The organism is Glycomyces tritici, from assembly GCF_030403505.1.
Genome location: NZ_JAUEMJ010000010.1, coordinates 91,643 through 104,916, shown reverse-complemented (window position 1 = coordinate 104,916; position 13,274 = coordinate 91,643). Strand labels below are relative to the sequence as shown.

The window sequence follows — 13,274 nt, the reverse complement described above, 5'->3', positions numbered from 1 at the left end:
GCCCTGGCCTTTGCGCTGAGCACGGCCCTTTTCGGGCCCCTGAGCAGTACGATCGAGGCGTGGTCCGCTTCGAGGACATCAGCTCACCCGCACGGCTGGCCGAGCCCGACGAGGGCATCGGCCCGGACGAGCTCTCGCTCGCCGCCCGCAACCACGGCCTGCCGCTCGAGGGCCTGCGCTACAGCCTCACCCCGCCAGGCATGCACTACGTCCTCACCCACTACGACATCCCGTACGTCCCCGACGACACGTCCTGGGAACTGACCGTGGGCGGCCACGTGGAACACCCGCTGTGCCTCGGCATGGCCGAGCTCCGGGCGCACCATCCGGTCACCACCCGCGTCACCATGGAGTGCGCCGGGAACGGGCGGGCGCTCCTCTCGCCCCGCCCGGTGAGCCAGCCGTGGCTGCTCGAAGCGGTCGGCACCGCGGACTGGACCGGCGTGCCCCTGCGGGCACTGCTCAGTGAGGCCGGCGTGCGGGACGGCGCGGTCGACGTGGTCTTCACCGGCGCCGACCACGGCGTGGAGCGCGGCGTCGAGCAGGACTACCAGCGCGCCCTCCCGCTGGACACGGCCCTTGGCCACACGCCCGAGGTCCTCGTCGCCTACGCGATGAACGGCGCGCCGCTGCCGCCGCAGCACGGGCATCCGCTCCGGCTGGTCGTCCCCGGCTGGTACGGCATGGCGCACGTCAAATGGCTGCGCGACATCACCGTCGCCGAGGAGCCGTTCACGGGCTTCCAGCAGACCGTGGCCTACCGGCTCCGGCAGGAACCGGACGAGGAGGGCACGCCGGTCACCCGGATCGCCCCGCGCGCGCTGATGATCCCGCCCGGCTTCCCCGACTTCATGTCCCGCTCCCGCGTCGTCAGCCCCGGCGACGTGCTGCTCGAAGGCCGCGCCTGGTCCGGCCGGGCGCCCATCATCGCCGTGGACGTCAGCACCGACGAGGGCCGGACCTGGAGCCCCGCGAACCTCGAACCGCCCACCGACCACCGTTGGGCTTGGCGCCATTGGCATGTCACCTGGACGGCCACCCCCGGCAGCCACGTCCTGTGCGCTCGGGCCACCGACGCCGAAGGCCGCACCCAGCCCCTCGAGCAACCCTGGAACCGGGGCGGCTTCGCCAACAACCTCGTCCAACGCGTCCCGGTCCTCTGCGCCGAACCGGACTGACGCGGACAGCGAAAAAGGCCCCGAATGCTCAGGGCCTCTCGATGGTGCACCTTATCGGGGGTCTTTCGAGGCCGGACCCGACCGCTCAACGCCTCCTTGACCAGCAATAACGGCCCTAGGGTCCGTGCCGTGGAGCACGGACCCTTCGCCTTCCCGTGTCCACGATAGTGAGTCTCAGTGCCTCTCAGTGATACACTGGTCATCACAGCGACTAACAGTGGTCGCTGAATAGTCACTAAGAGGTTCATAGTGAAGATTCAGATCCAATTCGACACAACAGAGGACATCGCCTACGACGTGGCACTGTCGGTGGCTCGGGCATACGGGCTGAGCTCCGTCGAGGAGTTCATCGAGCCCGACGACGAGGAAGCAGTCATCGACGACGAACCGACTCCGTCTCCGATCCCTGGCGGCTGGACGAAGACCAAGATGAACCGCTATGTCAAGGCCCTCCAGCCCAACGCGAAGAAGGTGCTGGGGATTATCGCCGAGTATGCGCCGGCTGTGGACGTTGACGTGGTGCAGCGCCGCTCGGGCCTTGAGGGATACACGTACGCGGGGTCCATGTCCTCCTTTGGGTTTGCAGTGCGCAACACCCACGGGGTCAAGGAGAAGCCGTTCACGAAGGTAGGACGCTCCTACCGGATGGATGAGGCGGTTGCGCAGTTGGTACTCACGGTGCTCAAAGAGGCTTAGGATTCTCCTGTGAAAGCCCCGGCTCCGACGAGCCGGGGCTTTCTTGCTCCCCGTTGCCCCTGGGGCAGCGATCTCCAACAGGCAAAGCTCTGAGCGGACGGACAACCCCTGCTCGGTACTATCGAATCGTGAGCATGGAATGGGACGTGTCCGAACTGCTTGAAGAGGCGGAACGCATCGTTGTGCAGGTCGAGGCGATGGTCGAATCGCCCGGAGATCCCGACGAAGACTCGAAGCGGTTGAGGGAGCTCTACTCACCGTGGAAGGCTGCGGCGGTCAGATACCTCAGCGACGAGCAGCGGAAACGATTTGACGCTGAATATACGGGTTCGATGATGTTTCCAAAGATTCGTCGGTGTCTCGAAGGCATCGATAAACGTCCGGGAGTAAGCAGGACCCAGAAGAGCCTTGAAAGCATTTCTGGAAGCTGGCATGAGCAGCTGCCAGCACGTTTCGTTAACCCGATTCGCGAGCAATGCGACATACTTCGGGAGCTCGACGATTTCCAAGTTCTCAGGCCCGAGAAGACCTTGAGTCAGCTTGAAGCGATGGGACGTCGACTCCCCGAGGTATTCAGAGAGCTTCGAGAGCAGACCCGGCGCCACGATGCCTGGGTTATGAAGAACGAATATGACGTTCAGGATGTGCTGTCCTTGATTCTGAAGGGGCAGTTTGATGATGTTCGCGACGAAGAGTCTGCCCCGAGCTTCGCGGGATCGGGCTATAGGATGGATTTTTGGCTCAAGAAAGAGCGGATCGCCATCGAAGTCAAGATGACTCGCCAAGGACTCTCAGCTAAAAAGCTCCGCGATGAGCTTCTTGTCGATATCGTTCAGTACCAGAAGTTCCCTGAGGCGAAGGGGCTTTTTATATACGTGTACGACCCCACCCATCGAGTCGGCAATACGACGGCGTTCGAAACAGACTTGAATCAGGCGGACGCACGCTTTCCGATCCGCACAGTCGTTGGCCGCTTAGGTAGATTCGGCACTTCAAACTGAAATGCACTCGCTAATCTGCGGCTTTACTATATTTTCCCTAGGGCAGAGGTTCAAGCTTGTCAGAGTATGCCAGCAAATTGTCGAAATCAGATCGGCATCGCGAAATCTCGGCATTATTCATCGTTACGTATCCGCGAGCAGTTCCATCGTGAGAGTGTTCATCGATCAATGCAACTCGACTTCCGATTGCAATCAGGCCGTCTCCAACTCGGGTCAGAAGTTGCGGATCAAGGCGTTGAAGACGCTCCCTGAACACATATCGGATATTACTCAACGGGCCGGCTCCGCATTGCTGCACGACAGGTGGTAGTACTCGCACCTTGTCGTAGTCAGCTTGAGGGAACACAAAAATACGCGACAGCCGCACGCCTCGAGCCACTGCGTCCACGTTTAGGTTCAAGAACTCACGCTCTTCAGGTGAGTCGTCCCATTCGCAGTCCATCATCATTGATATGGCCCAAATTTCGGAATCCGGAGTGGCAGTGCGTAGGATGGGCAGGAGCCAGTTGTAGTATTCTCCTGTGAAAAGCGTTCCGGATCGCTTTTGATGAGCAAGCCGATCAAGCTCCATTCGGGCGTCCTCAACTACCCTATCCTTGACCCGCATAAACTCTGGTTCAATTGTGCGGAAATACAGGTCGCAAAGCTGGCGCAATGAATCTGCCTTTGCATGGGCCGTAGTGTCCACAACGTTTGCAAGACCACGAATAGTATCAAGTTCCGTGTCGATTCTCTGGGAGAAAGCCTTCAAATCATCGCGGACTGAACGCGCGAGTGTGTATCGCGCTAGGATCTGGAAAGACCCAATTATCCACGTGATTTGAGCAAGCTCCTTTACGTCCAAGAGAAACAGGAGCAGCCCTAGAAGCCCTGTGGCAGTTATTTCTGCCGCAAGGATAATCCACTGGCGATGGCTGAAACCTTCCATATCATTCCTAGCGGCGAGGGGTACGGGCCAATAGGTCTACGAGGAAAAGCTAGTCCTGCTCGAATTCATGGTCGAATTCATACTTCGAGATCGTATCTACGCCGGAGTACCCGCCGTCGGCAGTCACGGTCGATCCGTTAACGAAACTTGAGTCGCCGCCGAGGAGGAAGGAAACAACCCCCGCAATTTCTTTTGCTTCTCCAAGTCTTGCAAGAGGAGTGATGCGGCGTGACATGTTGAATACTTCATCGGTGTCCATCACTCCACCGATCCAACCAGCAGCAACCGCGTTAACTCGGACTTGCTTGGCACCCGCGATGTTAGCCAATGATTTGACCAAGTTGTGCGTTGCCGCCTTAGTTGATGCGTATGCATGTGCGCCGAACGATCCTATGAAGCCTTCGGTGCTCGTGACGAAGACAGTGGATGACGCGGTATCAAACTTTTCGATCAGGCCGTGGAAAGCCAGTTTCGGAAGAGTGAGATTGACTGCCAGGCTACGGTTCCACTGGGCGAGATCGAAGTTGTTAGGGTCCTCCATTGCAAAATAGAACTCAGCGACTACAAGGCCCGCAAGAGGTCCCTTGATTGAAGCAAGATATTCTTCGACGGCACCGAGGTCTGAATGATCAAGCTCGATGAGGTTCATCGACGGATTCTGGGCGGCGAATTCGTTCCCTTCGTCGGCGTAGTCGTTATCGAATGTTCCCTGTATCGAGTATCCATCTTGCTGAAGCCGAAGAGCAGTTGCCTGGCCATAGCCGGGCCTTCCTGCGCCGAATACAACGATATTCCTCATGATATTCCTTTCCTATTCATAAAACCAGTGTAATGGAATTATGAGCGTGATTCAATCGTCCCCGAAAAGATGCTTTGTAAGATCCGTGGGTCGAGAAGATTCAGGAGAGTCTGGTGTATAAAAGTTCATTGCGGCGACTACCCGCACAGCATCAGAGGACCGCAGAGACCTCACATAGTGGGCGTGCTTACGTGCATCAAAAAGCACCAAGTATCCAGCCTTCGGGTAAATTTGTGCCGAATTCTCCTCGATTTGGGTGATTCCGCTGGCATCATAACACTGGGCTACGACAAGCTCGCCACCCGCCCCCGGGGGGTGGTCAGTGACGTAGAGAAGACCTTGCAGAGGATTCGAATCTACGTGCGCCTCGTATCGCATCTCCGTGCCGACCTGGAGATTCAGATTCACCTTTATTCGTGTGTCAGAGGCAGTGTGCACCCTCGACCCCGCGACTCGGCATGCGAGCTCTCGAAACGCTGATTCATAAAGCGCCAGAAGCCAGGGGGCTTCCTCCTGGAGTTTTATGCCATCGACAGTCGCCAGCACAAGATTCGTAGTTTGTTCGTCCTCGCGAGAAGTTACCGACTCGGGGATGATCTCATTAAAAGTCGCGCTACGCCTGGCAATCTGCACGAGCTCAGCATCCCATCCGGGGGGCAAGAGTGGGCGTACGTCGATTGTGTGCCATACGAACATTTGGTCGGTTACGGGGCTGTAGGTCGAGCGGGCTCCGTCTGTGAAGTTCTCTTCGAGGGGCAAATCTGGCTCCCGGCTAAGCTTGCGAAATGCAGGTTAGTATGCCGACTAATTCCGCACTCTCGCAAGGTGTCTTGTGGCCAGATGTAGCGTCGGATCGTCTTGATAGTCTGTAGGGCGCGCAGGAATCCATATCTGCGGGCTAATTAGGAGAAAGCTTAAGTTGATCTTGATATAGCCCCGCCGCTCGCTCACCCACCGTCTCGGGCGCACCCTAGGATCGTGGCATGACCTGTGCGCACTGCGGAAGCCCGCAAACGCGAGTGAAGGAAACAAGGAAGAGTAAAGCTGAGGTGATTCGTGCCCGAATTTGTCTCAAATGCGGGCAAAAGTTCACTACTTCCGAGCGAATCACTGCTGACTATATTCAGGTGCGTTATCGCGACGGCACAACGCAGCCGTTTGCTCGGGAGAGACTCCGCAAGTCCATCGCTCGAGCTGATCCTGAAGGTTTGCTCTCCTCGGGGGAGATCGACGAGCATGTGAATCGGGTTGTTGAGCTTCTCCAGCCTGACGCACCGAACGTACCAGTTCGAAGCAGCCGCATCGGGGACCTGGTGCTGCAGCAACTTCACCAAAGTGAGCTCGCGGACATTGTGGGCATGCGTTACGCTCTGGCACTGCTTGGGCCCTCCAGTGAACACAAGTTGTTCAGACGACTGCGAGACCTCGCGACTTGGCTACAAGAAGAGCGCGGCAACCCGACGGTCTCGAAGCCGGACCGCATACCCGCGATCGTGATAAAGCGGGGTGACACGAGAGAGAAGTTCGAACCGGATAAGCTCGCTCGAAGCATTGTCAGGGCGGCCGAGGGTTGTGGCACCGAGGCCGACCTACGCAGCCTCGGTAGCCGGGTAGCGTTTGTGGTACAGGATGAGCTGAAGAACCAAGTACTCGTGACCACGGGCCAGATTGCCGCTGAGGCTCTCAAAGAACTTTTGCAGCACAATGAGCTGGCATATCTCCGCTACGCATCGGCCGTCAAGAGATACAGGTCACTAAACGACTTTTGGCTAGACATCCATCCTCTAGTCGAGGATTAAGAAGACTCCACGGTTTCTGTGTCTCTAACACAGCTGCCGAGAGCAGGCGGATGCCCGGCCGCATCCACCCATGCGACCGGGCATTCTCGCCAGCACTCAGAGGCGCGGCGAACTATCCAAGGTCGGAGGGCTGCCCCACCGCAGCGCCAGAACTCCGCCTCAGAGGTTGAGCGACGGCCGGAGGAGTCTCGGCGTTCGCCCGCGAAGAAAGATCAGGGATCGGGGTGCGGCTCTTGTAGCTGCTTGATCAACAGCTGCTGAACCCTCCCGATCAGCTGGATGCGGATATTCGGAGCCCACATCCGTTGCCAGTACTCAACCCAGCGAACCTCTCGGATTCGCCCCCGTTCGTGGATCATCCAGAGCACGGTGTCGGCTTCGCTCGCCCACAGCTTCGCGCGGTAGCGCACCACCGCGTTTGTCTCGTCCAGCTCCACCGAGAACGGAAGTTTCCGCTCAGGCTGCTGGCTGATGGGAATCTCGAACTGGACGACGGTGACCGTCATGCGTCTGACCGTGCTGCATGCCAGTCCGCGAGGATAGCCGCAGCCTTGCTGCGCTGGATTTCCTTCCAGCCGGCCGTCTGCTGGCGCCACAGCTCTTCCCATCGGGTCGAGCGGAGGACACCTCCGGCATGTTCGACCCGTCCGATCTTCCGCGGCATGCCACCGTCGCGCTGCATCCAGATGGAGGCGTACTGTCCGCTGGCCTTGCCGACGAGGGACAAGGTGGTGCCGCCCTCGGTGGTCCACTCGCCCAGGACCTCGGGCAGCTCGCGTTGATCTTGCTCGGTTGGTGGAACTACTCGTAGGCTGGTATTTGGCATCAGAGGTTCGCCCTTCTGGTGTCGCTGCAATGGCGGGCCGCTGACCAGTCGCTCTCACACATCCGGGCAGCGGCCCGTATGAAGTTGTGAACAGTCGCCCTAGGCGTCTCGGCGCTACCCGGTCCACTCGCTGGGTCGATCGGACCGAACAACGGCCGGATCAGTTGAGACGTCCAGACGACCGTCCCGCCGCGCGGGCGGCGAGACACGGCCGGATCGGCCCGTTTTCCCACGTCAGTGGGCTTTCGGGACGGCGGCCGTATCTGTAGTGTGGGACACGGCAAGATCACGATCAAGAATCTCAATGGGACAAGACCGGTCCGGACCGCTTGTCCAATTCGACCGGTCGAGGAGGCGACGTGCCCAAGCCGCTCAAGACCCTGGAGCCGTGGAGGAGCGTCGACCATTGGGTCGGTGCCGAGCTCCGCCACCGCCGGACTGCGGCCGAGTTGGATCAGCCTGAGCTAGCAGCTCGGGCGACCGTGTCGACCTCGCTCATCAGCAAGCTCGAACTCGGTCAGCGCTCGCTCCAGTTGGACATCGCCAAGAAGCTTGATGAGGTGCTCCACTCGGACGGCTTCTTCGTTCGAGCCATGCCGCTCGTGGAAGGCCAAAGAGACAAGGCCACTGCCGAACTGGACAACCCGCTAAACGCGGGCCCGCTTCTTGGCAAACATGCTGGGCTGCGAGGCATGCTGGGGCAAGCTGACCAGTCCATGACCGAGGAGCCCGAGGTGAACCGCAGAGAGTTCTTGGCGAGTACCGGCGCGTGGGCTGCGCTGCTCGCCACGGGGACCACCCGCATGCCGGGTCTCGCAAACTTGATCGCCGTCGTGCTCGACACGGCACCGACCTACTCCGGTGACCTCGCAACTCTGGATGCGCTCGAAGGCGGATTTGCTCTCGCCAAGCGGGAGTATCAGGCCTGCAAGTACCGCGAGGTGCTCGAACGGCTGCCGGGTCTCGTGCAACAACTGCACCTGGCGGAGGGCGAAACGACGGACGCAGATCGCTTGGCGGCCCTGCGGGCCAACGCGTATCAAGTCGTCGCGGGCGTCATGTTGAAGCACTCCGAGCAGACCCTAGCGACCCTGGCCGCCGACCGCTCCATGACATCGGCGAACCTCTTGGGCGACCCGATCGCGGTGGCCTCGAGCGCCCGAGCGGTCACCCACGTATTGCTGCGCACCGGATATGCCGACGTCGCGGCCGACTTCGCGGCCAAGCAAGCGAGCCTGCTTGAATCCGAGGCTCGAACTCCGGTGAACCTCTCTGTCCAAGGCGCGCTGCTCCTACGAGGAGCCGTGGCCGCCGCGGACGCCGGCAGGCGAGCGAAGTCTTCGGAACTGCTCGACGCTGCCGACGTCGCGAGCGCGCAGCTTGATGACGCGGACAACCTGCGCGGCACGGGATTCAACCGGGTGAACGTCTCCCTGCACCGTGTCCGTATTGCCATTGCCCTTGGCGACGCTGGCCGGGCAATCGAGATCGCTCGGGACATCGACATGACCTCGATCAACTTGGTGGAGCGCCAAGTGAGCCTGGCAATCGACGTAGCGCGAGCGTTCGCCTTGTGGGGTCGGTATGAGCGAGCCATGGACACGCTGTACTACGCCGAAGCCACTGCCCCGCAGGAGGTCCGCGTACGAAAGGGTGTGTCTGAATTGCTGACAACGATCGAGGGCGCGGCACCTCCCTCGATTCGCTCTCACGCCCGTGAGTTCGCCAAGAAGTTGGCGACCGTATGAGCAGGGTCGTCTACCTGATCGTCTGCGGCGCTGGTCCCGCGCCGCACGCAGGTGAGTTCATCGCGGCCGCGAAGGCTAAGGGCTGGGACTGCCACGTGATCACGACGCCCGCGGGGCGCGGGTTCGTGGACGTCCAGGCGCTCGAGGAGGCTTCAGGCAACCTGGTGATTTCGGAGCACCGCCGGCCAGGTACGCCGCGCCGGGGGCGACCTCCAGCTGATGCAGTGGTGATAGCTCCCGCGTCGGCTAACACGATCTGCAAGTTGGGGGCCGGGATTGCGGACACCTACGCGCTGGACATCGCTTCGGAGTGCATTGGACTCGGTGTGCCCATGGTGGTGGTGCCGTTCGTGAACTCGGCACTCGCCGGGAGGGCGCCGTATCAACGTGCCGTGACTGCGCTGAACGACGAAGGTGTTGCGGTACTTGGGATCGAGCCGCATGAGCCGAAGCAAGGTGGAGAGCAGATCACGAGCTTTCCATGGCAAGCAGCCCTTGAGCGGATCGGTTCGTTAGAACGCACGCACTTGTCAGAAACCCCATACCTGCAGCCACGGAGGACAAGCACATGGAGGACCCAACTCAGTTCTGGATGCTCTTTTGGACTGCGACGACCGCTGCAGCCACTATCGCCACCGCGATCTCGACGTCATGGGTGCTCTGGCTTCGTAGGAGGGAGCGGCCCGAACCCGACTGGATCATCCATGGGGAGGCTGTCTCGGCTGACGAGGAAAGTATCCGACGCGGAGAGAAGCCGACAATCCTCGGAAGACTCAACAACGTTGGCGACGGGAGGGCGTTTCAAGTTTCACTCACAGGAATCAATTGCGAGGCGAAGGCAACCGAAGAGCAAAAAGGTCATCCTCTCGCTCGTGCTGGAAAAATTCCTGTTGTTGCTCTGATCGAGCCCGGAGCAAGCGTCCGAGTTTCAATAAGTTGGGATCCCGACGAATGGCCTGACGCCAAGGTGAAAATCTCCTGGATATCTCCACCTACTCGTCTTCGTAAAGGCAATTCCACTACCATGACGCTCCGAGAAATTGGGCGATTCATTTCATTACCCCTGGGGTGTTCGACAGTAGGCCGAAGCTAATCCTCGCAGAGTGCGATCCTTTCTGGCGGATCATCACCCGGCACCTTCGGGGTGTTCACGAAGATGTCTGGAATCCAGTAGCCATTATCGAGCTTGTTCCAGACTGGCCAGTCCTCGTCGTACCGAGGTGACACCTCACCATCTGCGAACTCCTCTGCGGTCATGACCTCTCCGTTGCGCTCCTGGCAAACGATGTTGAGGTCCTCACCCTCCGGCAGCGCTTCACCCGGCACGGCATCCCGTGAAGGTCCGGCGTTGGTGATCGCTCCTACGCCGTAGGTGTAGGCGACCTCGTACTGGGTCGAAGCTGGCACGACCGCTGAGTCATCCCCTTCGCCGGGAGTCTCAGAACCGGTGTCTGAGCTAGCGCTGTCCGCCAGCAACTTGCCCGCGAATGCGGAGAGTCCCACCGCGAGGGCCAAGATCAAGGCGGTAATGACGACTCGATTTTTCGGCCAACCAGACGACCGCGCCAAGTTCGAAGGTGACGCAGCCGGCGGGGGCATCGGGGTCGGTACTTCGGGAGGCGGCGGCTGGACCGGTGCAGGTTGGGCTTCCCAGTGGCGCGCATACCTTGAGCTCAGCGTCTCCCGGACTTCAGGGCGTGCCACGTAGACCTTGACCGCAGACAACAGCGCAAGGACACACTCGTCCTCGCGACGCTCCCCAGTTTTCGCCGAGGCTGCCGCCAGCCACAGTGACGCTCGCAGTCGTCGATGGTTGCGTTCGCCCTGGTTGTCGTCCTTCTCGATCAGCTCTGACCATCGCCATGTGGCGTTCTGCATTTCAAGGTGCGTCCTCAATTGGATGAAGCGATCTTCGTCTGAGATCCCCAGTAGCTCACCGGCTGCCGCAACCTTGAAGCAGTCGTCCAAGCTCTGGCGCGACTTACGTATGTCGGCGCGCCGGTTGAACGCCGTCTCTTGTTGCTCACCAATCACCTGGGTGAGCACCTCCCTGACAAGCGTTGCCTGCCAACCCGTCAGGCCATGCTCCGGTACCACGATCGCAGACACGCCAAGCTCATCCAGAATGACCTTGGCGAGCGCCTGACACCCGTGTAGCGAAGTTGGAGTGACGCCGACAGCTGCGAGACCGCGCAGGTTGTCGACAGCGGTTGGTTCACGGTCTGCGGCTTGTCCGTCTACAGACATCCCCCGAAGCTCCTTTGAGTACGTGCCTGAGGTAATCAATACCTCACGGACGGTCCTCCTGGCTAGAGCAACCTCGTGCCAATTCAGATAACGGTCACCTTGACATAAATACCCTAATCAGGCATAAGTAAGTACAGGCTGGCCTTCTACGTCAAAGGAGGCCGCAGTGAGAAATCTAGGTGAAGCCGCAGCCCAGTCGTTTCAAGACTTCGTCGTCGGATTCGACGGTCTTGGGCTCAACGAGGACGGCTCTCTCGACGCCAGGATCACCGGCGACCTATGTCTCGCCGACTACATCGCCGCATGGCTGACTGAGGGCGAGGGTCTGCGCATCTGCTGCGGCAGCCGGGAGATGTTCCTGGAGACCATCATCGCAATCACCGAGGCGTGGGCTGGGGACCCCGAGCTCTTGTACTACGTCGCCGGACAGGGCCGCATCATTCCCCGAACCGTGGATTCCGTCTTCGGCGAGGATGGTTTCGATCATCGAATCCTTGAGCCGTATTGGTTCGAGCGGATCACGTACGACTCACAAAGCAAGACGACCGCACCGAATCACTAGTTCACAAGCCACAGGCCAGCCTGCCCGCTCATCGAGCGGGCTTTCTCTTGTCCTCGGACCGTCGATTTGCTGTCCTCCACCTGTCCTACGACTGTCTTTGCAGGTGGTACAGGGACATACCAGGGACATTTTTGACGCTCCTTAAAGAGGCGTGGATAAAGGAATCACGCACTCAAACGAGAGGAGCAAGAAATGTCAGAGCTGAGTCCACGCCTCGGTGACGCCCTTGCGTCGCTACGCGGAGACGGGCAGACCTCCCGCCTCAAGAGGGAGGTCGCGCGTGAAGTAGACCGTGAGCAGGGCGCCGCCGTCGTGCGGGCTGCCCGCGTCGATGGCCGCGCTCTCGTCGCCCATGTGGCGCTCGCCAGCACGGCGGCGCTGAGCAACGAAGAGGCCCTGTACATCCAGGCCGCGCCGCTGGGCGAAGCCCGGTACAAGGCCATCGTCGATGCCTTCGCCATCGCCGTCGCGAACGAGGTCGGTCACCCGTGACCACCTTCATCGTGGTGCTGGTCCTCATCCTCATTCTCGGCGGTGTCGTAGACGGATGGATCCTGCACCAGTACTGGCACGAGGAGAGGGAGCGCGAGCTTGGTGCTCGTGAAGCCGTCCTCGAGGAACGGTGGCAGGCGCTAGAGCAATCGCAGCGGGTTCACCTCGCGTTCTGGCGGGCGCGAAACCTGATGCGGGACGAGGCCATCAAGGCGCAGCGGGACAAGTTCGGGGACATCACGTAACTCGTCCTTCCATCTCCGGCCGCCTCGATCTGGGGCGGCCGGTCACCAAGCTCAACCACACTCACTTAGGAGGAGTCATGTGCCGAGGCGTACTCGGAAGCAGATCGTCGGCAAGCGCGAGGACCACGAGCGCAGCGAACGTGAAGCGCAGATGCAGGAGCTCGGGAGCGAGCTTCACCGCGACCACGAGTTGAACGAGGCCTTCAGCGGGCCGAAGCGGCGTCGTCGGGCGTCCGCCGCAGAAGAGAAGGACTAGGAACCAGTGGGCAGGTGCGCGCCGCGTACGTGCCCACTTCTCGTGGAAGGAAGTATACGAGGTGAAATGCATCAGGTGCAGCCCCGTGGTGATGCCGGGATGAGCGAGAGGCCGAAGGTGCCGCCCGCCGGCCGCGTCCTTGGGTGGGTGCTCGTGGTGGTTGCAGTAGCGTTCGCGGCCCGCATGGTATGGGAGATCCTGCGCCCGCTGGTGCCGGTGTTGATCGCGCTGCTGGCGGTTGGCATCGTCTACCTGCTGATATTCCGGCGGTGGTTCAGCTGAGTTTCCGTTGTGGACAATACTGTGGTAGGAGCCTGCCGATCGGTGTTGTGAAAGCTGCCAAGTCCCTTTACCGCCGAGTTGTCAAGGCTCACAATAAGAAATGTAGCGAGGGCCTGGGCGCTCGGGACGGAATTCGTCCGGCATCACCAGCGCAGAGATCGCCCCTCGCGTCACGTCTGCTGGTCGTTCCCGGGTCTCGCCGATGCACCCCTGAG

General features: G+C 60.4%; 17 protein-coding genes. 11 read left to right on the top strand and 6 right to left on the bottom strand.

The features are described 5' to 3' along the window. Window positions 1-59: 59 nt before the first annotated feature. The 3 genes from QWI33_RS24560 to QWI33_RS24550 all read left to right on the top strand — a co-directional run bounded on the left by QWI33_RS24560 (window position 60) and on the right by QWI33_RS24550 (window position 2,875). Complete coding sequence (locus tag QWI33_RS24560; RefSeq protein ID WP_289957804.1) at window positions 60-1,178, top strand: sulfite oxidase; 1,119 nt, start codon at window positions 60-62, stop codon at window positions 1,176-1,178. Window positions 1,179-1,427: 249 nt separating this feature from the next. Continuing rightward, entirely contained in the window at window positions 1,428-1,874 is a 447-nt protein-coding gene (locus QWI33_RS24555; protein ID WP_289957805.1) for a hypothetical protein, read from the top strand. A gap of 134 nt (window positions 1,875-2,008) precedes the next feature. Then, window positions 2,009-2,875 (top strand): PD-(D/E)XK nuclease domain-containing protein, encoded by an 867-nt coding sequence (locus tag QWI33_RS24550; RefSeq protein ID WP_289957806.1) that lies wholly within the window; start codon window positions 2,009-2,011, stop codon window positions 2,873-2,875. A gap of 37 nt (window positions 2,876-2,912) precedes the next feature. On the opposite strand, the gene QWI33_RS24545 is transcribed toward QWI33_RS24550, so the two are convergent. Genes QWI33_RS24545 through QWI33_RS29485 form a run of 3 tightly spaced genes read right to left on the bottom strand, consistent with a single transcriptional unit; the run spans window position 2,913 to window position 4,980 of the window. Then, on the bottom strand, window positions 2,913-3,803 hold the full coding sequence (locus QWI33_RS24545; RefSeq protein ID WP_289957807.1) for a hypothetical protein: 891 nt from the start codon (window positions 3,801-3,803) through the stop codon (window positions 2,913-2,915). Between the two features lie 49 nt (window positions 3,804-3,852). Continuing rightward, the gene (locus QWI33_RS24540; protein WP_289957808.1) at window positions 3,853-4,602 is read right to left on the bottom strand and encodes an SDR family NAD(P)-dependent oxidoreductase; all 750 of its coding nucleotides are present in this window, start codon (window positions 4,600-4,602) and stop codon (window positions 3,853-3,855) included. Between the two features lie 51 nt (window positions 4,603-4,653). Then, on the bottom strand, window positions 4,654-4,980 hold the full coding sequence (locus tag QWI33_RS29485; RefSeq protein WP_353895552.1) for a 2OG-Fe(II) oxygenase: 327 nt from the start codon (window positions 4,978-4,980) through the stop codon (window positions 4,654-4,656). A gap of 605 nt (window positions 4,981-5,585) precedes the next feature. Between QWI33_RS29485 and QWI33_RS24535 the strand changes: the two genes are divergently transcribed. Beyond that, window positions 5,586-6,401, top strand: a complete 816-nt coding sequence (locus QWI33_RS24535) for an ATP cone domain-containing protein (RefSeq protein WP_289957809.1) — start codon at window positions 5,586-5,588, stop codon at window positions 6,399-6,401. 212 nt (window positions 6,402-6,613) lie between these two features. On the opposite strand, the gene QWI33_RS24530 is transcribed toward QWI33_RS24535, so the two are convergent. After that, on the bottom strand, window positions 6,614-6,907 hold the full coding sequence (locus QWI33_RS24530; RefSeq protein WP_289957810.1) for a hypothetical protein: 294 nt from the start codon (window positions 6,905-6,907) through the stop codon (window positions 6,614-6,616). Then, window positions 6,904-7,227: a hypothetical protein gene (locus QWI33_RS24525; RefSeq protein ID WP_289957811.1), complete on the bottom strand. Its 324-nt coding sequence runs from the start codon at window positions 7,225-7,227 to the stop codon at window positions 6,904-6,906. The genes QWI33_RS24530 and QWI33_RS24525 overlap by 4 nt, the downstream gene beginning before the upstream one ends. A gap of 359 nt (window positions 7,228-7,586) precedes the next feature. Here QWI33_RS24525 and QWI33_RS24520 point away from each other — a divergent pair, with 359 nt between their 5' ends. Both QWI33_RS24520 and QWI33_RS29480 read left to right on the top strand, forming a co-directional pair. After that, window positions 7,587-8,975 (top strand): helix-turn-helix domain-containing protein, encoded by a 1,389-nt coding sequence (locus QWI33_RS24520; protein ID WP_289957812.1) that lies wholly within the window; start codon window positions 7,587-7,589, stop codon window positions 8,973-8,975. Then, window positions 8,972-9,877: a flavoprotein gene (locus tag QWI33_RS29480; RefSeq protein WP_353895473.1), complete on the top strand. Its 906-nt coding sequence runs from the start codon at window positions 8,972-8,974 to the stop codon at window positions 9,875-9,877. The genes QWI33_RS24520 and QWI33_RS29480 overlap by 4 nt, the downstream gene beginning before the upstream one ends. 187 nt (window positions 9,878-10,064) lie before the next feature. Here the strand turns inward: QWI33_RS29480 and QWI33_RS24515 are convergent, their stop codons facing one another. Continuing rightward, the gene (locus QWI33_RS24515) at window positions 10,065-11,222 is read right to left on the bottom strand and encodes a hypothetical protein (RefSeq protein ID WP_289957813.1); all 1,158 of its coding nucleotides are present in this window, start codon (window positions 11,220-11,222) and stop codon (window positions 10,065-10,067) included. Window positions 11,223-11,388: 166 nt separating this feature from the next. On the opposite strand from QWI33_RS24515, the gene QWI33_RS24510 reads away from it, so the two are divergent. From QWI33_RS24510 to QWI33_RS24490, 5 genes are all read left to right on the top strand, one after another. Further along, on the top strand, window positions 11,389-11,784 hold the full coding sequence (locus tag QWI33_RS24510; RefSeq protein ID WP_289957815.1) for a hypothetical protein: 396 nt from the start codon (window positions 11,389-11,391) through the stop codon (window positions 11,782-11,784). 354 nt (window positions 11,785-12,138) lie between these two features. Beyond that, on the top strand, window positions 12,139-12,276 hold the full coding sequence (locus QWI33_RS24505; protein WP_289957816.1) for a hypothetical protein: 138 nt from the start codon (window positions 12,139-12,141) through the stop codon (window positions 12,274-12,276). Further along, window positions 12,273-12,521, top strand: a complete 249-nt coding sequence (locus QWI33_RS24500) for a hypothetical protein (protein WP_289957817.1) — start codon at window positions 12,273-12,275, stop codon at window positions 12,519-12,521. Before QWI33_RS24505 ends, QWI33_RS24500 begins: the two co-directional genes overlap by 4 nt. A gap of 79 nt (window positions 12,522-12,600) precedes the next feature. Next, on the top strand, window positions 12,601-12,777 hold the full coding sequence (locus QWI33_RS24495; protein WP_289957818.1) for a hypothetical protein: 177 nt from the start codon (window positions 12,601-12,603) through the stop codon (window positions 12,775-12,777). A 66-nt stretch (window positions 12,778-12,843) separates the two neighbouring features. Further along, complete coding sequence (locus tag QWI33_RS24490) at window positions 12,844-13,059, top strand: hypothetical protein (RefSeq protein WP_289957819.1); 216 nt, start codon at window positions 12,844-12,846, stop codon at window positions 13,057-13,059. Window positions 13,060-13,274 lie beyond the last annotated feature (215 nt).